Origin of the sequence: Comamonas piscis (genome assembly GCF_014109725.1) — a bacterium.
GTDB lineage: Bacteria > Pseudomonadota > Gammaproteobacteria > Burkholderiales > Burkholderiaceae_C > Comamonas > Comamonas piscis.
Genome location: NZ_CP058554.1, coordinates 1,391,121 through 1,417,254 on the forward strand (window position 1 = coordinate 1,391,121; position 26,134 = coordinate 1,417,254).

17 protein-coding genes are annotated in these 26,134 nt (G+C 65.1%); 13 read left to right on the plus strand and 4 right to left on the minus strand.

Annotated elements, in window-relative coordinates:
- Nucleotides 1-4 precede the first annotated feature (4 nt).
- The 9 genes from HS961_RS06205 (at nt 5) to cobA (ending at nt 12,605) form a co-directional block, all read left to right on the plus strand.
- Complete coding sequence (locus HS961_RS06205; protein ID WP_182326879.1) at nt 5-823, plus strand: M55 family metallopeptidase; 819 nt, start codon at nt 5-7, stop codon at nt 821-823.
- 77 nt (nt 824-900) lie between these two features.
- The gene (locus HS961_RS06210; protein ID WP_182326880.1) at nt 901-2,202 is read left to right on the plus strand and encodes a nitrate regulatory protein; all 1,302 of its coding nucleotides are present in this window, start codon (nt 901-903) and stop codon (nt 2,200-2,202) included.
- A 321-nt stretch (nt 2,203-2,523) separates the two neighbouring features.
- Nucleotides 2,524-3,801 (plus strand): CmpA/NrtA family ABC transporter substrate-binding protein, encoded by a 1,278-nt coding sequence (locus tag HS961_RS06215; protein WP_182326881.1) that lies wholly within the window; start codon nt 2,524-2,526, stop codon nt 3,799-3,801.
- Between the two features lie 97 nt (nt 3,802-3,898).
- A complete protein-coding gene (ntrB, locus tag HS961_RS06220) occupies nt 3,899-4,795 on the plus strand; it encodes a nitrate ABC transporter permease (protein ID WP_182328152.1) in 897 nt (298 codons plus the stop codon).
- The gene (locus HS961_RS06225) at nt 4,792-5,625 is read left to right on the plus strand and encodes an ABC transporter ATP-binding protein (protein WP_182326882.1); all 834 of its coding nucleotides are present in this window, start codon (nt 4,792-4,794) and stop codon (nt 5,623-5,625) included. The genes ntrB and HS961_RS06225 overlap by 4 nt, the downstream gene beginning before the upstream one ends.
- 294 nt (nt 5,626-5,919) lie before the next feature.
- Nucleotides 5,920-8,439, plus strand: coding sequence for a nitrite reductase large subunit NirB (gene nirB, locus HS961_RS06230; protein ID WP_182326883.1), 2,520 nt, complete (start codon nt 5,920-5,922; stop codon nt 8,437-8,439).
- Nucleotides 8,440-8,462: 23 nt separating this feature from the next.
- Nucleotides 8,463-8,891, plus strand: coding sequence for a nitrite reductase small subunit NirD (gene nirD, locus HS961_RS06235; protein WP_182326884.1), 429 nt, complete (start codon nt 8,463-8,465; stop codon nt 8,889-8,891).
- Nucleotides 8,892-8,916: 25 nt separating this feature from the next.
- Nucleotides 8,917-11,778 (plus strand): nitrate reductase, encoded by a 2,862-nt coding sequence (locus tag HS961_RS06240; protein ID WP_182326885.1) that lies wholly within the window; start codon nt 8,917-8,919, stop codon nt 11,776-11,778.
- Nucleotides 11,779-11,798: 20 nt separating this feature from the next.
- Nucleotides 11,799-12,605 (plus strand): uroporphyrinogen-III C-methyltransferase, encoded by an 807-nt coding sequence (gene cobA, locus HS961_RS06245; protein ID WP_182326886.1) that lies wholly within the window; start codon nt 11,799-11,801, stop codon nt 12,603-12,605.
- Between the two features lie 1,089 nt (nt 12,606-13,694).
- Here cobA and HS961_RS06250 read toward each other — a convergent pair.
- From HS961_RS06250 to cphA (HS961_RS06260), 3 genes are all read right to left on the minus strand, one after another.
- Nucleotides 13,695-14,183 (minus strand): CreA family protein, encoded by a 489-nt coding sequence (locus tag HS961_RS06250; protein WP_182326887.1) that lies wholly within the window; start codon nt 14,181-14,183, stop codon nt 13,695-13,697.
- A 68-nt stretch (nt 14,184-14,251) separates the two neighbouring features.
- The gene (cphA, locus tag HS961_RS06255) at nt 14,252-16,834 is read right to left on the minus strand and encodes a cyanophycin synthetase (RefSeq protein WP_182326888.1); all 2,583 of its coding nucleotides are present in this window, start codon (nt 16,832-16,834) and stop codon (nt 14,252-14,254) included.
- Nucleotides 16,835-16,913: 79 nt separating this feature from the next.
- Nucleotides 16,914-19,094: a cyanophycin synthetase gene (gene cphA / locus HS961_RS06260; RefSeq protein WP_182326889.1), complete on the minus strand. Its 2,181-nt coding sequence runs from the start codon at nt 19,092-19,094 to the stop codon at nt 16,914-16,916.
- Nucleotides 19,095-19,318: 224 nt separating this feature from the next.
- Between cphA (HS961_RS06260) and HS961_RS06265 the strand changes: the two genes are divergently transcribed.
- The 4 genes from HS961_RS06265 (at nt 19,319) to HS961_RS06280 (ending at nt 25,131) form a co-directional block, all read left to right on the plus strand.
- Entirely contained in the window at nt 19,319-21,673 is a 2,355-nt protein-coding gene (locus tag HS961_RS06265) for an ABC transporter ATP-binding protein (RefSeq protein ID WP_182326890.1), read from the plus strand.
- Nucleotides 21,674-21,696: 23 nt separating this feature from the next.
- Entirely contained in the window at nt 21,697-22,170 is a 474-nt protein-coding gene (locus HS961_RS06270) for a DUF1854 domain-containing protein (RefSeq protein ID WP_182326891.1), read from the plus strand.
- A gap of 205 nt (nt 22,171-22,375) precedes the next feature.
- A complete protein-coding gene (locus HS961_RS06275) occupies nt 22,376-22,828 on the plus strand; it encodes a hypothetical protein (protein ID WP_182326892.1) in 453 nt (150 codons plus the stop codon).
- A gap of 173 nt (nt 22,829-23,001) precedes the next feature.
- Entirely contained in the window at nt 23,002-25,131 is a 2,130-nt protein-coding gene (locus tag HS961_RS06280; protein WP_412101631.1) for a TonB-dependent receptor domain-containing protein, read from the plus strand.
- Between the two features lie 82 nt (nt 25,132-25,213).
- On the opposite strand, the gene HS961_RS06285 is transcribed toward HS961_RS06280, so the two are convergent.
- Entirely contained in the window at nt 25,214-26,113 is a 900-nt protein-coding gene (locus HS961_RS06285) for a 5'-nucleotidase (protein ID WP_182326894.1), read from the minus strand.
- Between the last annotated feature and the right edge of the window lie 21 nt (nt 26,114-26,134).

The window sequence follows — 26,134 nt, forward strand, 5'->3', positions numbered from 1 at the left end:
AGCGATGAAAGTACTGATTTCTGTCGATATCGAAGGCGTGGCCGGTGTCTACCACCCCGAGCAGGTGCGTGCGGGCAACCCGGAGTTTGAGCGTGCGCGCCGCCTGATGGCCCAGGAGGCCAATGCCGCCGTTGAAGGCGCTTTTGCCGCTGGCGCGCTGGAGGTCTATGTCAACGACTCGCATGGCGGCTTTCGCAATATGCCGCCCGATCTGCTCGATGCGCGTGCCCAGGTCATCCAGGGCAAGCCGCGCTACCTGAGCATGGTGGCGGGGGTGGAGCTGGGGGTGGATGCGGTCTGCATGGTCGGCTACCACTCACGCGCGCAGGGCCGGGGCATTCTGGCCCACACCATCAACAGCTTTGCCTTTGCCAGCATCCACATCAATGGGCAGGAGGCTAGCGAGGCCAGCATTTACGGCGCCCTGGCCGGTGCCTATGGCGCGCCGGTGGTGATGCTGGCTGGCGACGATGTGCTGCGCGAGGAGAACCAGGCGATCTTCCCCCATGCGGTGTTTGTGCAGACCAAGCGCGCCACCGGCCAGGGCAGTGGCATCAGCCTGTCGCCCGAGCAAGCGCAAAACGCCATCCGCGCTGGGGTGGCGCAGGGCCTGGCCGGGCGTGCGCGCTGCCAGCCGCTGCCAACCGCCAGCCCGGTGCAGGTGCAGATCGCCGCCACCTCGCCGGGCATGGCCGATCTGTTCTGCCAGTGGCCGACCCTGGAGCGGGTCGATGGCCGCACGGTGCGCTTTAGCGCGCCGGACATTGAATCGGCCGTGCGCATGACCAACTGCCTGTCGGCCATGTCCAGCATGCTGCGCTGAGCGGCATGCGGCCAGGCCCCAGCGGGCATGGCATGAAACCTGCTGGGTAGAGCGCTCTACATTGGTGGTGCGCGTTTATGAAGTCTTCCCTGCATTTTCTGGTCGCTGCCCGCCAGCATGAGATGGCTGCGCTGGAACAGCTGGGCAAGGCCTGCTCGCTGGTGGTGGCCATGTCGTCTCTGGTGCATGCGCTGCAAAAGGAGCGCGGGCTGTCCAACATGGTGCTGGCCAGCGGAGGCGCGCAAGGTGCCGAGCTGTTGGCGCCCCAGCGGCTGCTGGCGGATGCGCAGATCGCCAACGTGCGCGATGAGCTTGATCGCCTCGGCCCGCACCCATCAGGTGGCAGCGGCGCGCGGTTATGCAATGCGATTGCTTATACCTTGCAAGGCGTGGCGGCCCTGCCTGCGCTGCGCGCCCAGGTGCAGGCCGGGGGGCTGACACCTGTTGCATGTACCGATGCCTTTGCGCGGCTGATTGCCGGCTGCCTGGCTGTCGTGTTTGAGGCGGCCGACAGCGCCAACGAGCCCGAGATATCGCGCATGCTGGTGGCCCTGTTCCACCTGATGCAGGGCAAGGAGCTGGCCGGGCAGGAGCGCGCCTGCGGCACCAGCGCCTTTGCCTCGGGCCAGCTGCAGCCCCCCGCCCGCGCGCAGTGGCTGCATTTGATTGAATCGCAGGAGCGCTGCTTTGAGGTGTTTGCCAGCCTGGCCAGCGCCCGCGTGCTGCTGCTGTGGCAGGCCCATGTGGCGGGAGATACTGACATGGCGGCGGTGGAGCGCATGCGCCGCGTGGCCCATACCGCCGCTGGCTGCCGCCTGAGCCGCAGCGGCAGCGCCGACTGGTTTGCCGCCTGCAGCCACCGGCTGGATGCCCTGCATGGCGTGGAGACCCTGGTGGCGCAGGAGCTGCAGGTGCTGTGCCTGCACAAGCTGCAGGCGCAGGAGCAAGCGCTGGCGGCCTTGCAGGTGCTGCCGCCGGGCGCTGAAGGGGTCGCTGGGGCCGCAGAGGGCGGTATGGCCTTTTTTGAAGCATCGGCACCGCCCGATGCCTGGTCGCTGGATGCCGTGGGCGCACCGGCGCTGGGGCGCGATATCTTGTCGCTGGTGCAGCAGCAATCACAGCGGCTGCAGACCATGCAGAGCCAGATCCACGAGGCCAAGACTGCCCTGCATGAGCGCAAGACCCTGGAGCGCGCCAAGGGCCTGCTGATGGCCCAGCACCAGCTCAGCGAGAGCGATGCCTACCAGCTGCTGCGCCAGACGGCGATGAACCAGAACAAGCGCATGCTGGAAGTGGCCGAGGCGGTGCTGGCGATGGCGGCCATGGTGCCCACCGTGCCCTCTGGGGCTGCTGGGCCTGCTGCTGCCGAGCGCCGCTGATCCTTCCTTCCTCAACAACGACCTCGCGCACCAAAGCATGGCAGCCATTGAGCAGCCAGCTGTTGCAATGCACCATTGCAGGGACGGTGCCGGGCATGCAGCGCTGGCAGCGGTCTCGTCTTCAGAGTGAAGCACTGCATTTTTTAAATTGGCATGGAATATGCATTGATCTCCTCAACCAGGCCAAAGGCGGCCTGTTTCCGGTAATCGCGAGTTATTTCGGGACAACGGCGTCCCTTTCCTGATGGTGCAAGCCATCAGCGGAAGGACGCCGTTTTTTGTTTTTGGAATCTGCAACGCCTTCGATGGAGTTTGACAAGAATGACGATACGCCCCACCACCGACACCGCCCCGGCCACTGAGGCATCGCCCGCCCGCCGCCGGTTCTTGCGCCATGGCGCCCAGGCAGCGGCCGCCACCTTTGTCTACAGCGCGCTGGGCCACCAGGGTGTCTGGGCTGCAGGCTCGGATGCGCCTGAGAAAAAAGAGGTCAACATCGGCTTTATCCCGCTGACCGACTGCGCCAGCGTGGTGATGGCCTCGGTGCTGGGCCTGGACCAGAAGTACGGCGTCAAGATCATGCCCAGCAAGGAAGCGAGCTGGGCAGGGGTGCGCGACAAGCTGATCAATGGCGACCTGCACTTTGCCCATGTGCTCTACGGCCTGGTCTACGGCGTGCAGCTGGGCGTGGGCAGCCCGCAAAAGGACATGGCGGTGCTGATGACGCTCAACCGCAATGGCCAGGCGATCACCCTGTCCAAAAAACTGGCCGACAAGGGCGCGGTGGATGCCGCCTCGCTGGCCAAGCTGATGGCCGCCGAGAAGCGCGAATACACCTTTGCGCAGACCTTCCCCACGGGCACCCATGCGATGTGGCTCTACTACTGGCTGGCCAGCGCGGGCATCCACCCGCTCAAGGATGCGAAAGTGATCACCGTGCCGCCGCCGCAGATGGTGGCCAATATGCGGGTGGGCAATATGGATGGCTTTTGCGTGGGCGAGCCCTGGGGCCACCGCGCGATCATGGATGGCATTGGCATCACGGCAGTCACCACCCAGGACATCTGGCGCGACCACCCGGAAAAGGTGCTGGGCTGCACGCAGGATTTTGTCAGCCGCCACCCCAACACCGCGCGCGCTGTCACCATGGCCATTCTGGAGGCGGGCCGCTGGATCGATGCCAGCCTGCAGAACAAGCAGAAGATGGCCGAGACCATTGCCGGCAAGGCCTATGTGAACACCAGCGTGGACGCCATCAACCAGCGCATTCTGGGCCGTTACCAGAATGGCCTGGGCAAGACCTGGGACGACCCGAACCACATGAAATTCTTTGCCGATGGCGAGGCCAGCTACCCCTATCTGTCCGATGGCATGTGGTTCCTCACCCAGCACAAGCGCTGGGGTTTGCTGAAGAACCACCCCGACTACCTGGCCGTCGCGAAAAAGATCAACCAGACCGCCCTGTACAAGGAAGCGGCCACGCAGTTGAAGATTGCCGTGCCCAAGTCGGACATGCGCAGCAGCGCGCTGATCGATGGCAAGGTCTGGGATGGTTCGGACCCCGCCAAGTACGCCGACAGCTTTGCGATCAAAGCCTGATAAGGAGAGCCCCATGCCCGCTGCATTGCGAGAGAGTGTTTCGCCCCTGCCGACATCGGCCCCGCCCGAGCGCAAGATCTTGTCCATCCATGAGCACATGGCGCGCGGCCTGCCCACGGCAGGCGCGGTAAGCCAGCCCCTGGTGGCAGCGCCGGCCGTGCTGGCCTCGGCGGCCCCGGTGGCCCCGCGCGATCTGGCCGCCGCCTGGCAGCAGCGCTTTGGCAGCTTGGTGCAAAGCCTGCTGCCACCGGTGCTGGGCTTTGGCCTGCTGCTGGTGCTGTGGTCCATCGTCGCCCAGGGCAACCCGGGCATCCCCGGCCCGCAGGAGACCTGGCTGCAGGCGCAGGAGATCTTTCGCGACCCCTTCTACCGCAACGGCCCCAATGACCAGGGCGTGGGCTGGAATGTGCTGGCCTCGCTGCAGCGGGTGAGCATCGGCTTTGGCCTGGCGGCGCTGGTCGGTATTCCGCTGGGTTTTGTGATTGGCCGTTTTGACTTTCTCTCGCGCATGTTCAACCCGGTCATCAGCCTGCTGCGCCCGGTGTCGCCCCTGGCCTGGCTGCCGATTGGCCTGCTGGTGTTCAAGGGCGCGAACCCGGCGGCGATCTGGACCATCTTTATCTGCTCGATCTGGCCGATGGTGATCAACACGGCCGTCGGTGTGCAGCGCGTGCCGCAGGACTATATGAATGTGGCGCGGGTGCTGAACCTGAGTGAGTGGAAGATTGCCACCACCATCCTCTTCCCCGCCGTGCTGCCCTACATGCTGACGGGCGTGCGCCTGGCCGTTGGCACCGCCTGGCTGGTGATCGTGGCCGCCGAGATGCTGACCGGTGGCGTGGGCATTGGCTTTTGGGTCTGGGACGAGTGGAACAACCTCAACGTCAAGAACATCATCATTGCGATCTTTGTCATTGGCCTCGTTGGCCTGCTGCTGGAATGGGCGCTGATCCGCCTGGCCACCGCATTCACTTTTGAGGAGGTCAAGGCATGACCGTCAATCCCAACCCCCAGGCCGCAGCCCCCAACCTCAAGTACATCGAGGTGCAGCAGGTGGCGCAAAGCTTCAAGACCGCCAAGGGCCTGTTCCAGGCGCTGCAGGGCATCAACCTGGAGATTGCCCAGGGCGAGTTTGTCAGCCTGATTGGCCACTCGGGCTGCGGCAAATCCACCTTGCTGAACCTGATTGCCGGGCTGGCCAGCCCCAGCGAAGGCACCTTGCTCTGCGCCAACCGCGAGATCAAGGGCCCTGGGCCGCAGCGGGCTGTGGTGTTCCAAAACCATTCGCTGCTGCCCTGGCTGACCTGCTGGGCCAATGTGCATCTGGCGGTGGAGCGGGTGTTTGGCGGGCGCGAGCGCAAGGCCCAGCTCGCCGCCCGCACCGATGCCGCGCTGGCGCTGGTGGGCCTGAGCCATGCGGCACAAAAGCGCCCCGGCGAGATATCGGGCGGCATGAAGCAGCGCGTGGGCATTGCCCGCGCCCTGTCGATGGAGCCCCAGGTGCTGCTGATGGACGAGCCCTTTGGCGCCTTGGATGCCCTGACCCGCGCCAAGCTGCAGGACGAGCTGCTGGAGATCGTCGCGCGCACACGCAGCACCGTGGTGATGGTGACCCATGATGTGGACGAGGCCGTGCTGCTGTCCGACAAGATCGTGATGATGACCAATGGGCCTGCCGCCACCATTGGCGAGGTGCTGCCGGTACCGCTGGCCCGCCCGCGCAACCGGGTGGCGCTGGCCGAAGACCCGCAGTACCAGGCCTGCCGCAAGGCGGTGATTGACTTTCTCTACACCCGCCAGGTGCATGTGGAGAAGGTGGCCTGATAAATACCGCTTAGTTGGCCTCAGGCGCTCCACACGGAGCGCCTTTTTTGTGCACGCAAATGAGGCAGGGCGGCCGTCCATCAGCACAAAAAATGTGCGCAGGCGATGCGCGGCTGCGGGCGCGCTTCGACAGCCGACTTGGTATGGAACTTGCATAGTTGTTGGCGTGGCCATGGCGGCCACCGGGCGGCAGTGCAACGTAGCACCGCTGCCCAAAGACAAAGACGTCTATGCGCGCATGCCTGGCATGCGGCGCCTAGACGTCTTTTTTTTGTGCTGCCCACGGGGAATACGATGAAAAAAATCAAGTTGGTCATGGTTGGCAACGGCATGGCCGGGGTGCGAGCGCTGGAAGAGCTGCTGGCGCTGGCGCCGGATCTGTACGAGATAACGGTGTTTGGCGCAGAGCCGCACCCCAACTACAACCGCATCCTGCTCTCGCCCGTGCTGGCGGGCGAGCAGACCTTGGAAGACATCGTCCTCAACGACTGGAGCTGGTACGAGACGCATGGCGTGCGCCTGCACACCGGCTGCACGGTGCATGCGGTAGACCGCGCCCGCCGCGTGGTGCATGCCCGCAATGCCCAGGGCGAGGCGGTGACGGCCGACTACGACCGGCTCATTCTGGCCACCGGCTCCAACCCCTTCATGCTGCCGATTGCCGGCAAGGAGCTGCAAGGCGTGCTGGCCTACCGCGATATTGCCGATACCCAGGCCATGATCGATGCCGCTACCCGCTGGCGCCATGCGGTGGTGATTGGCGGCGGCCTGCTGGGGCTGGAGGCGGCCAATGGCCTGATGAAGCGTGGCATGCAGGTGTCGGTGGTGCATGCGGGTGAGTGGCTGATGGACCGGCAGTTGGATGGCCAGGCCGCCCAGCTGCTGAAGAAGTCGCTGATTGAGCGGGGCATGCAGTTCTTTATGCAGGCGCAGACGCAGGAGCTGCTGGGCAATGCCGAGGGCCGGGTGCGCGCGCTGCGCTTTGCCGATGGCCGCGAGATCGAGGCCGACCTGGTGGTGATGGCCGTGGGCATCCGCCCCAACACGGCGCTGGCCGAGGCCATGCACCTGCATGTGAACCGGGGCATTGTGGTGAGCGACACCTTGCAGACGGTGACCGACCCGCGCATCTATGCGGTGGGCGAGTGCGCCGCGCACCGGGGCATTGCCTACGGCTTGGTGGCGCCGCTGTTTGAGCAGGGCAAGGTGCTGGCCAATCACCTGGCCGAGCTGGGCATTGGCCGCTACCAGGGCTCGCTCACCTCGACCAAGCTCAAGGTCACCGGCATTGATTTGTTCTCGGCCGGGGATTTCCAAGGCGGGGAGGGCACCGAGCAGATCGTGCTGAGCGATCCCTACTCGGGCGTCTACAAAAAGCTGGTGATCAAGGAAGACCGGCTGGTGGGCGCCTGCCTGTATGGCGACACCGTCGATGGCAGCTGGTACTTCAAGCTGCTGCGCGAAGGCCGCAGCGTGGCCGATATCCGCGACAAGCTGATGTTTGGCGAATCCAACCTGGGCGATGCAGGCCACCAGGGCCAGAACAAGGCCGCCGCACTGGCCGATGCCGATGAGGTTTGCGGCTGCAATGGCGTCAGCAAGGGCGCCATCTGCAAGGCCATCAAGGACAAGGGCCTGTTCACCCTGGATGACGTGCGCAAGCACACCAAGGCCAGTGCCAGCTGCGGCTCCTGCACCGGCCTGGTCGAGCAGATCATCATGTTCACCGTCGGCGGTGATTATTCGGCATCGCCCAAGACCAAGCCCATGTGCGGCTGCAGCGACCACGGCCACCAGGCAGTGCGCGATGCCATCCGCCAGCACCGGCTGCTGACGACGGACAGCGTCTTCCACTTTATGGAATGGCGCACGCCCAATGGCTGCGCCAGCTGCCGCCCGGCCATCAACTACTACCTGATCAGCACCTGGCCCAAGGAGGCGCGCGACGACCCGCAAAGCCGCTTTATCAACGAACGCAGCCATGCCAACATCCAAAAGGATGGCACCTACAGCGTGATCCCGCGCATGTGGGGCGGAGAGACCACGGCCTCCGAGCTGCGCCGCATTGCCGATGTGGTGGACAAGTACCAGATCCCCACCGTGAAGGTGACCGGCGGCCAGCGCATTGATTTGCTGGGCGTGAAAAAGGAAGACCTGCAGGGCGTGTGGAACGACATAGGCATGCCCTGCGGCCATGCCTATGCCAAGGCGCTGCGCACCGTCAAAACCTGTGTGGGCAGCGAATGGTGCCGCATGGGGACGCAGGACAGCACGCAGATGGGCAAGGACCTGGAGCGCGCGATGTGGCGCATGTATGCCCCCCACAAGGTGAAGTTCGCCGTCAGCGGCTGCCCGCGCAACTGCGCCGAATCGGGCATCAAGGACGTGGGCATCATCGGCGTGGATTCCGGCTGGGAGATGTATATCGGCGGCAATGGCGGCATCAAGACCGAGGTGGCGCACTTTCTGACCAAGCTCAAGACCGCCGAGGAAGTACTGGAGTACACCGGCGCCTTTATGCAGCTGTACCGGCTGGAAGGCTGGTACCTGGAGCGCACCGTGCACTACCTGAACCGGGTGGGGCTCGACTATGTCAAGCGCCGCATTCTGGACGACGCCGCCGGCCGCCAGGCGCTGTGGGCCGAGCTGCAGCAGGCTTTGGAGGGCGAGCCCGACCCCTGGTTCGAGACCGACAAGGCGGCCGTTGATCTGCGCCAGTTCCAGCCGCTGCCGGTGCTGCCCGCGCTGCAGGCTGCGCCTGTGTTGACGGCCCTTTCCGCCCCCGTACCCGCCACCACCACCGCCGGCGCATGATGCCGCGCCGCCAGGAGACCGACATGAATGAATGGATCACCATCTGCGCCATCGATGAGATTCCGGTGCTGGGCGCCCGCCGTGTGGCCCGCGCCCAAGGCCTGGATGTGGCAGTGTTCCGCACCGCCAGCGGCGAGGTGTTTGCGCTGCTCGATCGCTGCCCGCACAAGGGTGGGCCCTTGTCGCAAGGCCTGGTGTTTGGCAGCAGCGTGGCCTGCCCCTTGCACAACTGGACGATTGCGCTGGCCACTGGCCAGGCCGCTGCCCCTGATGAGGGCTGCACCCCGCGCTTTGCGGTGCGGCTGGAGGGCAGCGCGGTGCAGCTGCGCGCCGATGAGCTGGCCCAGCATGCGCTGGAGCATACCCGGCCGCTGGCGGGGCCGGTAGGCCTGGGGCGCTGCGGTTCGGCTGCCGCCAGCTGTAGTTCGTCGCCATCCACCGTGGCCGCCTGATTTCGCCCACCGGACGGAGCCGCCCATGCAAGAGACCCGATCCACCTGTCCCTATTGCGGCGTGGGCTGCGGCGTGATCATCAGCAGCGATGGCCAGCAGATCACCGCGGTGCGCGGCGACCCGGCGCACCCCGCCAACCAGGGCAAGCTCTGCACCAAGGGCAGCAGCCTGCACCTGACGGCAGCGCCGGCGCTGGCGCGGCAAAGCCGCTTGCTGCAACCGATGCAGCGCCTGCAGCGTGGCGCCGCACCCGAAGCCCGCAGCTGGGACACGGCGCTGGACAGCCTGGCCAACCAGCTGCTGCAGATCCATGCCAACCATGGGCCCGATGCGCTGGGCTTTTACCTGAGCGGACAGCTGCTGACCGAGGACTACTATGTGTTCAACAAGCTGGTCAAAGGCTTGCTGGGCACCAACAACCTGGATACCAATTCGCGCCTGTGCATGAGCAGCGCAGTGGCGGGCTACAAGGCCACCTTGGGGGCCGATGCGCCACCGGCCTGTTACGAAGATATTGACTTGGCCGGCTGCCTGTTCATCAGCGGCAGCAATATGGCCTGGGCGCACCCGATCCTGTTCCGCCGGGTGGAAGAGGCCAAGGCACGCCACCCTGAGCGCAAGATCATCGTTGTTGACCCGCGCCGCACCGAGACCGCCGAGCTGGCCGATCTGCACCTGGCCCTGCAGCCGGGCACGGATGTGATGCTCTGCCATGGTCTCTTGCACATCATGCTGGCCCAGGGCTGGGCCGACCCGGCCTTTATCGATGCGCACACCAGCGGCTTTGCGCAACTGCATGCGATCGTGCGCGAGGCGACGCCGGAGCGGGTGGCCCAGGTCTGCGGCCTGGCGCTGGCCGACCTGTACCTGGCGGCCCAATGGCTGGCCTGGGGCGGGGCCGATGCGCCGGGCACGAACAGCGAACGCCTGCCCACCCTCAGCCTGTACTGCCAGGGGCTCAACCAAAGCAGCAGCGGCACCGCCAACAACGCGGCGCTGATCAACCTGCACCTCGCTACCGGCCAGATTGGCAAACCGGGCGCCGGCCCCTTGTCCTTGACCGGCCAGCCCAATGCGATGGGCGGGCGCGAGGTGGGTGGCCTGTCCAACCTGCTCAGCGCCCACCGCGACATGGCCAACCCACAGCACCGGGCCGAGGTGGCCCAGATGTGGGGCGTAGATACCGTGCCGGCGCTGCCGGGCAAGTCGGCGCTAGAGATGTTTGAGGCCGCAGCCGATGGCCAGATCAAGGCCTTGTGGATTGCCTGCACCAACCCCGCGCAGAGCATGCCCGAGCAGGCTATGGTGCGCCGCGCGCTGGAGCGGGCCGAGCTGGTGGTGGTGCAGGAGGCCTTTGCCCAGACCGAGACGACGGCCTACGCCGATTGGCTGCTGCCCGCCACCACCTGGGGCGAGAAGCTGGGCACAGTGACCAACAGCGAGCGCCGCATATCGCGGGTGCGCGCAGCGGTGGCAGCGCCCGGCCAGGCCCGCCATGACTGGCAGATTGGCGTGCAACTGGCCCAGCGGCTGGAGCGCCATCTGCGGCCCGGCCGCCCCAGTCTGTTCACCTATGACACCGTGCAGGCCGAGCGCGGCTGCGAAGCCATCTGGGTGGAGCACCGCGACAGCACGCGCGGGCGCGACTTGGATATCACGGGCCTGAGCTGGGCGCTGCTGGAGGCGCAAGGCCCGCAGCAGTGGCCGCTGCCCAGCGGCGCCAGCCAAGGCCGCCAGCGCCTCTACAGCGATGGCCGGTTTGCCACCGACGACGGCCGCGCCCGTTTTGATGCCCAGGCCTGGAAACCGGTGGCTGTGCCGCGCGATGCGCACTACCCCTTCAGCCTGAACACCAGCCGCCTGCGCGACCAGTGGCATGGCATGAGCCGCACCGGCCAGCTGGGCCGTCTGTTTGCCCAGGCCAGCGAGCCCAGCCTGCAGGCCCACCCGCAGGACATGCAGCAGCTGCAGTTGCAAGACGGCGACCTGGTGCAACTGCGCAGCCGCTACGGCAGCCTGGTGCTGCCAGTGCAGGCCGATGCCGGCCTGCAGCCCGCGCAGCTGAACCTGCCGATGCACTGGGGCAGCATGCACCTGAGTGGCAGCACGGTAGACGGCCAGCGTCTGACGGGTGTGAACGCGCTGACCACACCGGAGCGCTGCCCGCGCTCCAAACAGCCCGAGCTGAAGCATGTGGCGGTGCAGCTGGAAAAAGCCAGCCTGCCCTGGCAGTGCCTGGGCATGGCCTGGCTGGATGACCGCCAGGTGCTGGCCACGCGCCAGGCGCTGGCCGCGTTGATGGGCGAGTTTGACTTTGCCAGCAGCGTGCTGTTTGGCCGGGCCGTGCCGCTGGATGGCGCTGCCGGCCAGGGCCGCAATGGCGTGCAGTTCCGCGCTGCCGCACGCCAGGCGCCGCCGGCGGCCCTGCTGGCGCGTTTGCAGCAGCTGCTGCAGCTCGATGGCTCGCAGACCCTGCGCTATGCCGATGCGCAGCGCCAGTGCAGCCGCGCCATGGCCATGAGCGAGCAAGCGGGCGAACCGGTGCTGCAGGCCTTCTTGCTCTGCGGCGATACCAGTGCCGGCCAGTGGCTGGCGCCGGTGCTGCGCGATGAGCAATCGACGCGCAGCTTTGGCCGCCTGCTGCTGTCCTCGGGCAGCCAAGCGCCTGCTGCGTTGCCGACCCGTGCGCGCCAGGTCTGCGCCTGCATGAATGTGGACGAGGCCGCCATTGGCGAGGCCCTGGCCCGCATCGACGGCGCGCCGGAGCAGCGCCTGGTAGAGCTCAAAAATACCTTGGGCTGCGGCACGCGCTGCGGCTCCTGCATTCCCCAACTCAAGCAGCTGGTGCAGCGCGTGGCTCCGGCCGCGCTGGCCCCTTCTGCCTGATGCTTTTGAAAGGTCTTGCCATGCATGCCATTGCCACCACCCCTCTCGCCGCTGGCCGCTGTTACCTGGTGGGAGCCGGCCCTGGCGACCCCGAGCTGCTGACCCTGCGTGCCTGGCGCGCCATCCAGGCCGCGACCCTGCTGCTGGTAGACGACCTGGTCTCCGCCGACATCGTGGCACTGGCCCCTGCTGCCACCCGCACCATCTATGTCGGCAAGCGCGGCAGCCGGGCCAGCACCTCGCAGGCCTTTATCGAAAAGCTGATGGTGATGGCCGCCCGCCAAGGCGAGACGGTGGTCCGCCTCAAAGGCGGCGACCCCTTTATCTTTGGCCGGGGCGGCGAGGAGGTCGCCCACCTGCAGGCCCAGGGCGTGCAGGTGGAGGTGATCAACGGCATCACCTCGGGCCTGGCCGCCGCCACCAGCCTGGGCGTGCCGCTGACCCACCGCGACTACGCCCATGGCGTTGTCTTTGTGACCGGCCATGCCAAGCCGGGTGGGGCGCCTCTGGATTGGTGCCAGTTGGGGGCGACGGCGGAGGCGATGTCGCTCAGCTTGGTGGTGTACATGGGGGTGGGGGCGGCGCCTTTGATTGAGGCTGGTTTGTTGGCCGGTGGGCTGGCGCCGGATACGCCGGTGGCCTTGGTGCAGAACGCTAGTTTGTCTTCTCAGCGGTCGGTGTTGACCTCTTTGTCTTGTTTGGTTGCGTGTTTGCAGGGGAGTGGGTTGGGGAGTCCTTGCATGATGGTCATTGGCAAGGTGGCTGGGTTGGCGGATGCCAGCTTGTTGTGGCAAGGGCTTGTTGAGCCGCTTGAGCGGCAGGCTTGATGGGTTTGCTTCTTTATTGGCACTGTTTACTACTGGCGTAGGGCTGCTGGCCGGGTCTCGCTCCGGCGGGCGAGGTACTTTTCTTGCGCGGCCAAGAAAAGTACCCAAAAGAAGGCCGCCCCTGCTGCTTGCGACCCTTCGCGTTGCGAAGGGCAACCTGTGTCGTGGCGTTTGCAAAAGGGGGGATTCGGGATAGCTTCTTTGGGTGTTTTAGGGCTAGGCCTTTGGCGTGGGACTCGTTGGCTGGCTGTTTTGCTTTTTTATTGGTTTTGCTTACTACTGCGTAGGGCAGCTGGCCGGGTCTCGCCCCGGCGGGCGAGGTACTTTTCTTGCGCAGCCAAGAAAAGTACCCAAAAGAAGGCCGCCCCTGCTGCTTGCGACCCTTCGCGTTGCGAAGGGCAACCTGTGTCGTGGCGTTTGCGGGGTGTGCCGCGAAACTCACTACGCGCCAAGGCGCTCCGTTCGGACAGACGCGGCAAGCTAGTTGACGATGCACTGGCACTCTGCGGTGCCAGTGCCACCCCGCAAACACCACGCCCCAGGCGCATGCAAAAGGGGGTGTTCAAAAATCCCAACAGCCAACAGCCAACAGCCAACAGCCAACAGCCAACAGCCAACAGCCAACAGCCAACAGCCAACAGCCAACAGCCTTCGGGCCATCGCTGCGCTCGGCCGGTTTTGGGTGCCGAGCGCAGCGATGGCACACGTCTGCTCAGTTTCCCTTCTGAATGCGCCGAGGAGCACAGGGTATGGGCTGGGCAGTTGCACCGAAGAGTGCAACTGCATCGTGAACTGACTCACCGCGTCTGTCCGAACGAAGCGCCTGTGGCGCGCAGTGAGTTTCGCGGTGCAGCCCATACCCGAGCACCACAGGTTGCCCGCAGCGAAGCGAAGGGACGCAGTCAGCAGGGCGACCTTCTTTTGGGTACTTTTCTTGGTCGCCAAGAAAAGTACCTCGCCCGCCGGGGCGAGACCCGGCCAGCAGCCCTACGCAGTAGTAAAAAGCGCCTATTAATAGGCGCTGTTAACAGCCAGCAGAAAAGCGCAAATCAAGAAGCGCAGTTCAGCGCGGAGCAAAGCAGCTACCGGTCACTTGACCGGAATAACCGTAGAAGCAGGCACCGCCACCGCCGTCACACTGTTCTGCGGCGAGCCCTCAATCACCTTGTCGGAGTACGTCATGTACACCAAAGTATTGCGCGCCGCATCCACCATGCGCACCACCCGCAAACGCTTGAACAGCAACGAGGTCCGCTCACTGAACACCTCTTCCTGCTGCTTCAAAGGTTTGTCGATACTGATCGGCCCCGCCTGCACACAGGCAATCGAGGCCTCCGAGCGGTCCTCGGCGAGGCCTAGCGCACCCTTGACGCCGCCCGTGCGGGCGCGCGAGACATAGCAGGTCACCCCCTTGACCAGCGGGTCGTCATAAGCCTCGACAACAATGTTGTGGTCGGGGCCGATGAACTTGAACACCGTGTCCACCGAGCCGATGGTGTCCGGTTGGGCCCAGGCGGCGGTGGCGGCCAGGCAGCCTGCGGCGACGACGGCGCTACGCCAAAAAGAGGTGCGGTGCATGGAGGGAATCCGAGAGAGAAGGGGAGGGCTGCACCGGCGCCAAGGCCGGTGCATGCGGGAGCAGAGGATCAGGCCTGTGCAGCAGCCTGGGCCACGTGGCGCTGCAGGTGCTCCAGCGCTTCTTCGACCTGGTCGACCAGGACCAGGCAGAGGTCGCCCGGTTGCAGGCGTTCCAGCGCGTGGTCGATGGCGATGAACTCGCCGTGGATGTCGGTCACGTAGCTGGTGCGGCTGGCCCCTTGCAGGCCTTGGCGCAGCAGCGCAATGACTTCACCGTCGGCACGGCCGCGTTGGGCGGCGTCCTGGTAGAGGATCACGTCGTCGAAGGCCTCGCCCAGCATTTCGGTCTGGACGCGGATGTCTTCGTCACGGCGGTCTCCGGCGCCGCTGATGACCACGCTGCGCTTGTTGGCGGGCATGGCTTCCACGGCCTGGATCAGCGCGCGGATGGCATCCGGGTTGTGGCCGTAGTCGGCGATGATCGTTGCACCCCGGTAGTCCATCACGTTGAAGCGGCCAGGCGCATTGTCGCTGTCATTGACAAAGCCGGCCAGGCCACGGCGGATGGTCTGCCAAGGCAGGCCCGAGGCCCAGGCGGCGCCGATGGAGGCCATGACGTTCTCGACCTGGAAGGTGATCGCGCCATTGCGGGTGATGGGGATCTCGCGCAGCGCGATGGACTCGCGCCAGGATCCTTCGGCAGCCACAATGCTGTCGCCATCGACATAGACCACACGGCTGCCTTGGGCGCGGTGCGTAGCCATCACGGGGTGGTGGCGGTCGGCGGCAAAAAAGATCACCTTGCCGGGGCAGACATGGGCCATCGCGGCGACCAGCGGGTCGGCTGCGTTCAGCACGGCGTAGCCGCTGGGGGCGACGTTCTGCACGATCACGCGCTTCAAGACGCCCACGTCCTCCTTGGTGGTGATGAAGTTCAGACCCAGGTGGTCGCCTTCGCCGACGTTGGTGACCACGGCGACCTGGCAGCGGTCAAAACCGAGGCCTTCGCGCAGAATGCCGCCGCGTGCGCATTCGAGCACGGCTGCATCGGTTTCGGGGTGGGCCAGGGCATTGCGCGCGCTGCGCGGGCCCGAGCAGTCGCCGCTGTCGATCTGGCGGCCGTTGACGTAGACGCCATCGGTATTGGTCATCGCCGTGCGCCAGCCGTGCGAGGTGAACAAATGGGCGATGACGCGGGTGGTCGTGGTCTTGCCGTTGGTGCCGGTCACGGCCACCAGCGGGATGCGGCCGTCGTTGCCGGCAGTGAACATCTCGTCGACCATGGGCACGCCCACATGGCGGGGCTTGCCGAACGAGGGCGCCAGGTGCATGCGCAGGCCGGGGGCGGCGTTGACTTCGACAATGCCGCCGCTTTGCTCTTCCAGCGGTTTGAGCATGGTCTCGCAAACCACGTCTACGCCGCAGATGTGCAGGCCAATGGTCTGGGCCGCTTCAATCGCACGGGCGGCAATTTCGGGATGCACGTCATCGGTCACATCGGTGGCGCTGCCGCCGGTGGACAGGTTGGCATTGTTGCGCAGCACCACGCGCTGGCCTTGGCCGGGCACGCTGTCGGGGGTCATGCCTTCGCTGGCGATGCGGGAGATGGCGATGTCGTCCAGGCGGATCTTGGTGAGCGCGGTACCGTGGCCGGTGCCGCGACGCGGGTCCTGGTTGACCAGGTTCACCAGCTCGCGGATGGTGTGCTGGCCATCGCCCAGCACCTGGGGCGGCTCGCGGCGGGCCGCTGCCACCAGCTGGCCGCCGACGACCAGCAGGCGGAAGTCGTGGCCGGGCAGAAAGCGCTCGACCATGATCTCGTCGCCAAATTCGCTTGCGGTTTTGTACGCAGCGTCCAGGCCTTCGCGGGTGGTGATGTTGACCACCACGCCCTTGCCCTGGTTGCCATCCTGGGGCTTGACCACCACGGGCAGGCCCACTTCCAACGCCACTTCCCAGGCCTCGTCCACATCGGCCACCGGGCGGCCCATGGGCACGGGCACGCCAGCGGCATGCAGCAGGCGCTTGGTCAGGTCCTTGTCCTGCGCAATGGATTCCGCCACGGCGCTGGTGGAGTCAATTTCTGCCGCCTGGAAGCGGCGGGCCTTGGAGCCCCAGCCCAGCTGCACCAGCGAGCCCGTCGTCAGGCGGCGGAAGGGGATGCCCCGGGCCACAGCGGCGTCCACGATGGCGCCGGTTGAGGGGCCAATGCGCTCGTCTTCATCCAGCTCGCGCAGCGCGGCAATGGCGGCGTCGGCATCAAAAGGGCTGTCGCTCAAGGTGGCCTGGATCAGCGCCTCGGCCTTTTCCATCGCCAGCTTGCCCACTGCCTCTTCGGTGTACTCGACAACGACCTGGTAGGTGCCAGGCTCGGTCGTCACATGGGTGCGGCTGAAGGTGACCGGGCAGCCGGCTTGCGCTTGCAGCGAGAGCGCGGCGACTTCCAGCACATGGGCCAGCGACAGGGCCTGGTCGGCGCCATGGGGCTGCAGCGGGGCGATGTTGGGGAAGCGCGCACGCAGTTTTTCTTCAAAACCGGGGATGGTGCTGTAGCGTTGTTCGCTGTCTTCACAGCGCACGATGGTCTCGATGGCGGTGCTGCGGGTCCAGAGGTTGGGGCCACGCAAGGCACGGGTGCGGGAGAGCTGCATAGTGATTCTTTCAGATGGAGGGCCCGCTGATTCAGCGGGCCGTGCATGCTTGTCGTCGTGGAGCGCCGGGTGCGGCGTATCAGGCGTTGTACTCGAAGGTCTTGATACCGGCACCGATGAGATCGGGGGTGATATCCAGCGCCCAGGCCGTGGCGATGGCGGCAAGCAGGGCCGAGGTGTCGGGCTTTTTGCCGCCCGGCAGGCTCAGCGCATCGAGGGTACCCAGCACGCGCTCTTGCGCGCCGGTGGCCAGCACCACGTTGTTGCCCTTGATGAGAACGGCGCGGCCGCCTTCGTGCTGGGCTTCGGTGTTGGCGCGGTGGGCGGCCACGGCTTCGTTCTCCGCCTGGGTCGTGTACAGCACGACTTCGCCATCGCAGAGCTCGGCCAGGTCGGCCACTTCGGGCAGGTCGGCGTTGAGCACGCCGGCGCCTTCGTCCAGCACCACATCGATCTGGGTGCGCATCACGCGGCGCATCTGGCCGGCTTCGAGCACATCGTGGTCGGGCAGCGATTCAAAGCCTTGCATGTCGGTGACGACACCGACCAGGCAACGGTCATAGGCCAGGCCTTCTTCCAGAATGGAGCGAGACGTGGTCTGGATCACCGCTGCCTGCGCCAGGCGGTTGGTCAGCAGGCGGTGTGCGCCGGCCCAGTTGGCGGTATTGGTCTTCTGGGTCTGGCGGTTGGACAGGAACATGCCCTCGTCGCTGGCCACACCGGTGAGCTTGCCCGACAGCTGCAGCAGCCAGCCGACTAGGCGCGCGATGAAGGCGTTGTTCTGCGTGCCAACAATGCCCACCACGGGGATGCGGCCTGCGCCGGCACCGTCTTCGCGGGGGAAGAGGTGGTCTGCAATGGCCATGCCGACCGGGCGCGGCGCGCCACTGGTGGGCTTGAGGTGCATCAGCAGGCCGGGGCCGGCATTCACTTCCAGAATGGCACCCTGGCCTTGCATCGGCTGGGAGACGTCCTTCAAGATCATGTCCATGCCAGCGATATCCAGGCCGACGATCTTGGCGGCTAGCACCGCGTAGTAAGCCACGTCCGGGTGTACGTCATCGAGGCAGTCAATGGCCATGTTGCCATTGCGTTGCAGCAGCACGCTTTGGCCTTGGGCGATCACGCTGTCTGGCGTCACATGCTGGCGATTGAGTTCGAGCTTCACCGCGCCGGCATCGAGCTTGATCCAGTCGAGTGGGTACTCTTGCTCGGGGCCACGGCGTGGGTCTTCGTTGAGCACGGCCACCAGCTCGCGCAGGGTGGCCTTGCCATTGCCGTAGACGCTGACGGTCTCGCCCTTGGTGGCAGCGACAACCTTGTCGCCCACCACCAGCAAACGGTGCTCAACGCCGTCGATGAACTTCTCAACGATGACATCGGAGCCTTCGGGCAGGGCCAGCGCAAATGCGGCCTTGATGTCGGCTTCTTTGGATAGCTCCAAGGTCACGCCCCGAGCATGGTTGCCGTCGGAGGGCTTGACGGTGACGGGGAAGCCGATCTCTTGCGCAACTTCCCAGGCCTCTTCGGGGCTGGCTACGATCTGGCCTTCGGGCACTGGCACGCCGCAGGCGGTCAGCAGGCGCTTGGTGAAGTCCTTGTCCTGGGCGATGCCTTCGGCAATCGCGCTGGTCTGGTCGGACTCGGCCGTCCAGATGCGGCGCTGTGCAGCGCCATAGCCCAGCTGGACCAGGTTCCCGTCATTGAGGCGGATATGGGGAATGCGGCGCTCGCTGGCGGCATCGACGATGCAACCGGTCGAGGGGCCGAGGTAGCGGTCATTGATCGCCGTCTTGATTGCGTGGACCGCTGGCTTGATGTCGTAGGGCTCGTCGTTGATGGCGGCCATCAGCAGCTGGTGGCCATGCTCCAGCGCGACGCGGGCCACGGCCTCTTCGGGGCAGCGGAACACCATGCGGTACACGCCGCGCTTGGAGATCTCGCGCGTCTGGCCAAACTCGGCCGGCATGCCGGCCAGGTTCAGCAGCTCGATGATCACGTGTTCCATCACATGGCCCATCCAGGTGCCGCCTTCGAGGCGCTGGATAAAGCCGCCGCGTTCACCGACGCCGCAGGTATGCTCGATCAGGTCGGGCAGCCAGGTGGTGAGGCGCTCGTTCAGCCCGGGGATCTTGTTCGAGGGATAGTCTTCCAGCTCTCCGAGGTCCAGCCAGACCTCCAATACGGGGCGGTAGGTCCAGACACTGGGTCCGCGCAGGAACGTGGTGCGCAAGAGTTGGATGGTATTGAATTTCGCCATATCGATCAACGGATAAACATAAGTAACAATTCCGGGGGGAATCGCCGTAGATGGGAAAGCATTGTGCGCCCAAATGAGGCAGATTAACCTCTGTCAGCCTATTGGCTGTGTCAGACGTTAAAGACAGATGAAGATGGATCGGCCTGCGCCGTTATTCACCACAATAATATGCGGTTGTTCACCGGACAACAGCCACCGCCGAGTGCGGAGAGAAAAAAGGCCCTATGCAACATCAACATTCCGCGGACGCATCAGCATTCTTTGCGGGTCCGCTCGGAACCCCATTGCGAGCCAAGCTCAATACTCTTGAAAACGTGCTTGCCGTCACTCCGGTTGACCTGACGGCAGATTTGCGCTTTGGCAGCGGCCAGGTGGTGCTGACCTCCGAGCGCCTGCTGGCCTTTGATCCTGAGACCCAGCAATGGAGTGAGTGGGTACTATCGACGGATTTGAACCTGCGTTTTTTTGACCATGGTGGCGTGGGCAGCCTGGAGCTGCATGACACCACGCAGCGCTTGGGACTGTGGCGCCTCACCTTGGCGCACCAGACTGCGGTGCTGGGGCTCATCCAGCAGTTTGAGCGCCAACGTGAGCGCTTGCTGCGCAATGAGGCCTACCAGGTCATTGAAGACGAGCGTGCGCTGTGCCCGGTCTGCGGCAGCGTCTTGCCGCCTGACAGCGAAGACTGCCCGGTCTGTGCCCGCCAGCAGAATGCGCCCACTTCCAGCTGGGTGCTGCTGCGCCTCTGGCGTTTTGCTGAGCCCTACAAATTGCAACTGTTGTTGGGTTTTGTCCTGACACTCTGCACCACGGCTGCCCAATTGGTCGCGCCGTACCTGACCATCCCGCTGATGGACAAGATCCTGATCCCGTTCCAGAACGGCGAGAAGATCGATGCCGGCCTGGTGCGTTTTTACCTGGGCGCGCTGCTGGTCTCGGCACTTATCGCCTGGCTGCTGGGCTGGGCCCGCACCTTTGTGCTGGCCAAGGTGTCCGAGCGCATTGGCGCCAATCTGCGCACCACCACCTACAACCACCTGCTCAAGCTGTCGCTCGATTTTTACGGCAGCAAGCGCACCGGTGATTTGATGGCCCGTATTGGTGCCGAGACCGACCGCATCAACCTGTTTCTGTCGCTGAACGCGCTGGATTTTGCGACCGATGTGCTGATGATCGTGATGACCTCGGCCATCCTGTTCTCGATCAACCCCTGGCTGGCCTTGGTCACCCTGGTGCCGCTGCCGTTTATTGCCTGGATGATCCACACCGTGCGCGACCGGCTGCGCACCGGTTTCGAGAAGATCGATCGCGTCTGGTCCGAAGTGACCAATGTGCTGGCCGACACCATCCCCGGCATCCGCGTGGTCAAGGCCTTTGCGCAAGAGCAGCGCGAGGCTGACCGTTTTGCCGCGGCCAACCAGGTCAACCTGGAAGCCAATGACCGGGTCAACAAGACCTGGTCGCTGTTCACGCCCACGGTCACCCTGCTGACCGAAATCGGCCTGCTGATTGTCTGGGCCTTTGGTATCTACCTGGTGGCAGGCGGCTCGATCACCGTCGGTGTGCTGACCGCGTTTATCGCCTACATCGGCCGCTTCTACACACGCCTGGATTCGATGAGCCGCATTGTGTCGGTGACGCAAAAGGCCGCTGCCGGCGCCAAGCGCATCTTCGACATCCTGGACCATGTGAGCAACGTGCCCGAACCTGCCAACCCGGTGAAACTGGCCAAGGTGCAGGGCGCCATCACGATGGAGAACGTCGGCTTCCGCTACGGCAGCCGCACCGTCATCAAGGACCTGAACCTGCAGATCCGCCCCGGCGAGATGATTGGCCTGGTGGGCCACAGCGGCTCGGGCAAGAGCACCTTGGTGAACCTCATCAGCCGCTTTTACGATGTGACCGATGGCTCGATCCAGCTCGATGGCGTCGATGTGCGCCGCATTGCGGTGTCGGACTACCGCAGCAATATCGGGCTGGTGCTGCAGGAGCCCTTCCTGTTCTTCGGCACCATTGCCGAGAACATTGCCTACGGCAAGCCCGATGCAACGCGCGAAGAGATCGTTGCCGCCGCCCGCGCAGCCCATGCGCATGAGTTCATTCTGCGTCTGCCCCACGGCTATGACTCGCTGGTGGGCGAGCGCGGCCAGGGACTGTCTGGTGGTGAACGCCAGCGCATCTCGATTGCCCGCGCGCTGCTGATCGATCCGCGCATCCTGATCCTGGACGAGGCGACCTCGGCCGTGGATACCGAGACGGAAAAGGAAATCCAGCGTGCGCTGGACAACCTGGTGCAAGGCCGCACCACGATTGCGATTGCCCACCGTTTGTCGACCCTGCGCAAGGCCGACCGCCTGGTGGTAATGGACCGGGGCGAGATTGTCGAGGTCGGATCGCATGATGCCTTGATGGCCCAAGAGGGCGCCTACTGGCGGCTGTACATGGCGCAGGCCCGCCGCGCCGAGGAAGATGCCGAAGCCGCTGGCGTCGTCACCGCTCGCGCTGCGGGCGTGACCTATGACACGCAGGCCCTCCCCAAGTCCCATGTCCATGTGGACGGGTCCGAAGAAAACCGCTGATCAGCAGCCCGGAAAGCCCTCTGATGACACCCACTTCCACTCCGCTGGCGCTCAGCCGTAATCCCTTTGGCCGCCTGGTACTGAACCAGGACGGCAAGCCGCACCTGGTCAACCCGGTGCGCGCCTTTCCGTTGACCGCCCCCTTGCTCGGCATCTCGCTCGTCGGTGAAGACGGCAAGGAAGTGCTGTGGATCGCCGATATGGCCGCTGTAGACCCCGCCGCCCGCGCGCTGCTGGACGAAGACCTGGCCGCGCGTGAGTTCCAGCCGCTGATCCAGCGCATCGTCAGCGTCTCAACCTTCTCGGTCCCGAGCATCTGGACCCTGGAGACCGACCGGGGCCCGGTGAACATGACCTTGAAGGCCGAAGAGGACATCCGCAAGCTGCATGGCCGGCAGAACCTGCTGATCACCTCGGCCGACGGCGTGCATTACCGGTTGCCCGATACCAACCAGCTGGACAAGGCATCGCGCAAGCTGCTGGAGCGTTTTCTGTAAGCGACTTATCCACAGTCCACTGCCTATGGCCCGGTTTTCCGGGCCTTTGTTTTTCCGTGACTGGATATGTTGTGCATCTGTTGTTCCTGTCCCTCATTGGCGAGTCGGCCCGCCATTTGCAGGCATAATGCAATTCATTTGCAATAGTGGCGCGCCTGCACCGGTTTCCGGGCGGGCGCCGCTGGTTTGATCGTCTGCCTGGCCCGTGTCCTCCCTGCGCTTTTTCCAACCCCTGTCTGTCTCGGCGCATGCGCCGAGGCCGCTGCGTGGCTGGGCGGTGGCGCTGCTGTGCTGGCTGTGTTTTGCGCAGCTGTGCATGCCGCTGCTGGGCAAGCTCCATGACATCAGCCACCTCTATGCCCGGGCGCTGCAGGCCGCTGTTGTAGCGACATCGTCGGCCTCGGCTGGCGAGCGCGATGGCAGCGATAGCGTGGTCAGCCCTGGCCACGGCGTGCATGACCTGTTTGGCAAGCACTCCGAAGCCGATTGCCAGGGCTTCTCGCACATGGCCTTGGGCGCTGGCTTGCTGTGCCATGCCCTGCAAGCCCCCTTGCTGCGCGGTGTGCAGGAAACGGCACCTACCGTGCTGGCCATCTTGCTGCGGCAAAGCCCGGCGCTGTTCTTTGCGCGCGGTCCCCCTTCCCACTCCCCCTCCTAGTTCTTGGGACACGGCTGGCCCCACCTTTTCAAAGGCGCAGGGCATGACAGGCCGGTCCATCTTGTTTTTTTCCGTGCAGCTGCCGGGTGCGATGGCGCCTGGCCGGTTCAGCCAGCAGGGCTGGGCTGCGCGTGTACATGCTGGGGATGCATGTGCTTTTCGAGGGGTAGATGATGGGTTTCCATGCACAACAAGCGCAGCCGCTGATGGCGCGCGCAGTAATTTCGAAGCCGCAGGCGCGTGATTTGCGCCCGGTGGCAGCAGCGGTGATCGGCTTGCTGCTCAGCAGCGCTGCCATGGCGCAGAACGCAGAGGGCAGCGCCCCGGCAACAGCCACCACCTTGCCCGAAGTGACGGTATCGGCCAGCGGCACCAACCGCACGGTCGATGACATGACTACGCCGGTGACGGTATTGCAGGGCGACGAGCTGGTGCAAAAACGCGGCGCCAGCCTGGGGGAGACCCTGGCCTATGAGCCCGGCATCCAGGCCACGCACTTTGGTGCGGGTGCCAGCCGCCCGGTGATTCGCGGCATGGATGGTGCGCGGGTCAAGGTGCTGAACGATGGCGCGGTGATCCAGGATGCCTCGACCATCAGCCCCGACCATGCGGTGGTGAGCGAGCCCATGCTGGCCACCCAGATCGAGGTGCTGCGGGGGCCATCGGCCTTGATCTATGGCGCTGGCGCGATTGGCGGCGTGGTCAATGTGCTGGACAACAAGATTCCCACCAAGGTGCCGGAAAAGGGCTATGAAGGCCAGGTCGAAGTGCGTGCCGGCACGGGCGCCAATGATGCCGCGACTGCGCTGTCGTTGACGGCGGGCTCGGGCCCCTTTGCCTTGCATATGGAGGGCATGGCCCGCAATGCCGATGACTACCGCGTAGGCAGCGGCTGGGGCCTGGGCAACAAGGTGGACGGCAGCCGCGCGCGCAATGCGGGCGGCAGCATTGGCCTGTCCTGGATTGGTGACAGCGGCTATGTGGGCCTGGCCTACACGCGCACCCAGGCCCGCTACGGCCTGCCCGGCCACAACCACAGCTTTGAAGGCTGCCACACCCATGGCCTGCACTTGCACTGCGGCGGCCATGACGACCATGACCACGACGAAGACGGCCATGACCATGACCACGACCACGAGGAAGAAGGCGTGCCGGTGGTGGACATGCACAGCGAGCGCTATGACCTGCGCTCCGAATGGCGCCAGCCGTTCGCCGGCGTGTCGGCCATCCGCCTGCGCGGTGGCGTGACGCGCTACCACCACGATGAGATCGAGGGCGGCGAGGTTTCCACCAGCTTCAAGAACCGCGCGCATGACATGCGCGTCGATGTGCTGCATGAGCCGATTGCCGGCTGGACCGGTCTGGTCGGCTTTGAGGCTGCGCAGCGTCGCTTCAGCGCCACCGGTGAGGAAGCCTATGTGCAGCCGACCCGCACGCAAAGCCAGGGCGTCTACCTGCTGGAAGAACGCCGCTTTGGCGACTTTGGCATTGAGGCCGCCGCCCGCCACGACTGGCAAAGCGTCTATGCCAATGACGACGGCCTGGTGCGCAAGCACAAGGGCAACTCGCTGTCGCTGGGTGGTAGCTGGCGCTTTATGCCGGGTTACCGCCTGAGCGCCCATGTCACCTCGGCCAGCCGCCTGCCGACGGCCGAAGAGCTGTATGCACGGGGCCTGCACATGGCCACCTCGACCTATGAGCTGGGCAACCCTGATCTGCGCAAGGAGCGTTCGGGCAATATCGACATCGGTGTGGCGCGCACGGCGGGCGATACGACCTACTCGGTCAATGTCTACCGCAACCGGGTGAACAACTACATCTACGGCCGCACCGTTGATGAGCATGAAGGCCTGCAGCTGCTGCAGTATGCGCAGCAGACCGCCACCTTCACCGGTTTGGAAGGCCAGATCCAGCACCGCATCAACGCGAACTGGACAGTAGGCGCCACCGGCGACCTGGTGCATGCCAAGCTGGAAGACGGCAGCAAGATCCCGCGCCTGGCCCCTGCCCGCGTCGGCTTGCGCGTAGCAGGCAAATGGGCCAACTGGCGCAGCGAGGCGCAGTGGCAGCTGGTCAAGCGCCAGAACAAGGTGGCTGATTATGAAAGCGAGACCCCTGGCTACGGCATGCTGAACTGGCGCGTCAGCTACCACCAGACCTCCAGCGATGGCACGCCATGGCAGATCTACCTGAAGCTGGACAACCTGACCAACAAGCTGGCCTATGTCCACACCTCGTTCATCAAGAACGCGGCGCCGCTGCAGGGCCGTGCGGTCTCGCTGGGCTTTATCAAGCAGTTCTGAGCTTGAACGACAAGCCCTGAACGCCAAAGCCGCTGCCTCCCTCAGGAGCCAGCGGCTTTTTTGCGTCTGTATGTTGGGCGGATCAGAGGTTGGAGATGCCGCTGCTCACATGCCCGGCCGGCACATGGGCGGCCGCGCTGGTGGCGTGGCCCGTCTGGTCGTCAAAGAAGAAATCGGGCTCAAACTCGCGCAGAAACTCGCCCTTGGCCAGGCCGCCGAGGAACATGGTTTCATCGACGCCGATGTTCCAGTCCATCAGGGTGCGGATGGCGCGCTCATGCGCAGGGGCGCTGCGGGCGGTGACCAGCGCAGTGCGGATGCGCATCTGGCTTTGCGTGTCTTGCTGCAGGCGGTGCAGCGCCGCCAGCAGCGGTTTGAAAGGCCCATCGGGCAGGGGCAGCGAGGCATGCTCGATCTCATGGCGCTGGAATGCATCCAGCCCCTGGGCCTGGAAGACGCGCTCGGCCTCGTCGGAGAACAGCACGGCATCGCCGTCAAAGGCAATGCGCACTTCATCGGGGTTGCTGTCCTGCGCCTGGGCCGATTCGGTCAGCACGCGGGCAGCGGGAAAGCCCAGCTGCAGCGCCTGCTGCACATCGGTGGCATTGGCGGACAGGAAAAGATGGGCGCCCAGTGGCTTGAGGTAGCGGAAGGGATCGCGCCCCTGCGTGAACACCCCTCGCTGGATCGAGAGCAGGCCATGGGCCTTGCAGCTGCGGAACACGCGCATGCCACTGACCGGGTCATTGCGCGACAGCAGCACCACCTCGACCTTTTGCTCGGTACCGCTGTTGAAGGCCAGCAGCTTGCGCACCAAGGAGAACGCCACGCCCGGCGGTGCGGGTATCTCCAGCCGCTGCAGCTGCAGCTGGGCATAGGCCTGGTCCTTGTCCTGCTCGAAAACCCGGTTTTCTTCTTCAAAGTTGAACAGTGCGCGCGAGGAGATCGCGACCACCAGCTTGTTTTCGAGAGTGGCAGCCATGGCCGTCCTTGTTGCTGAACT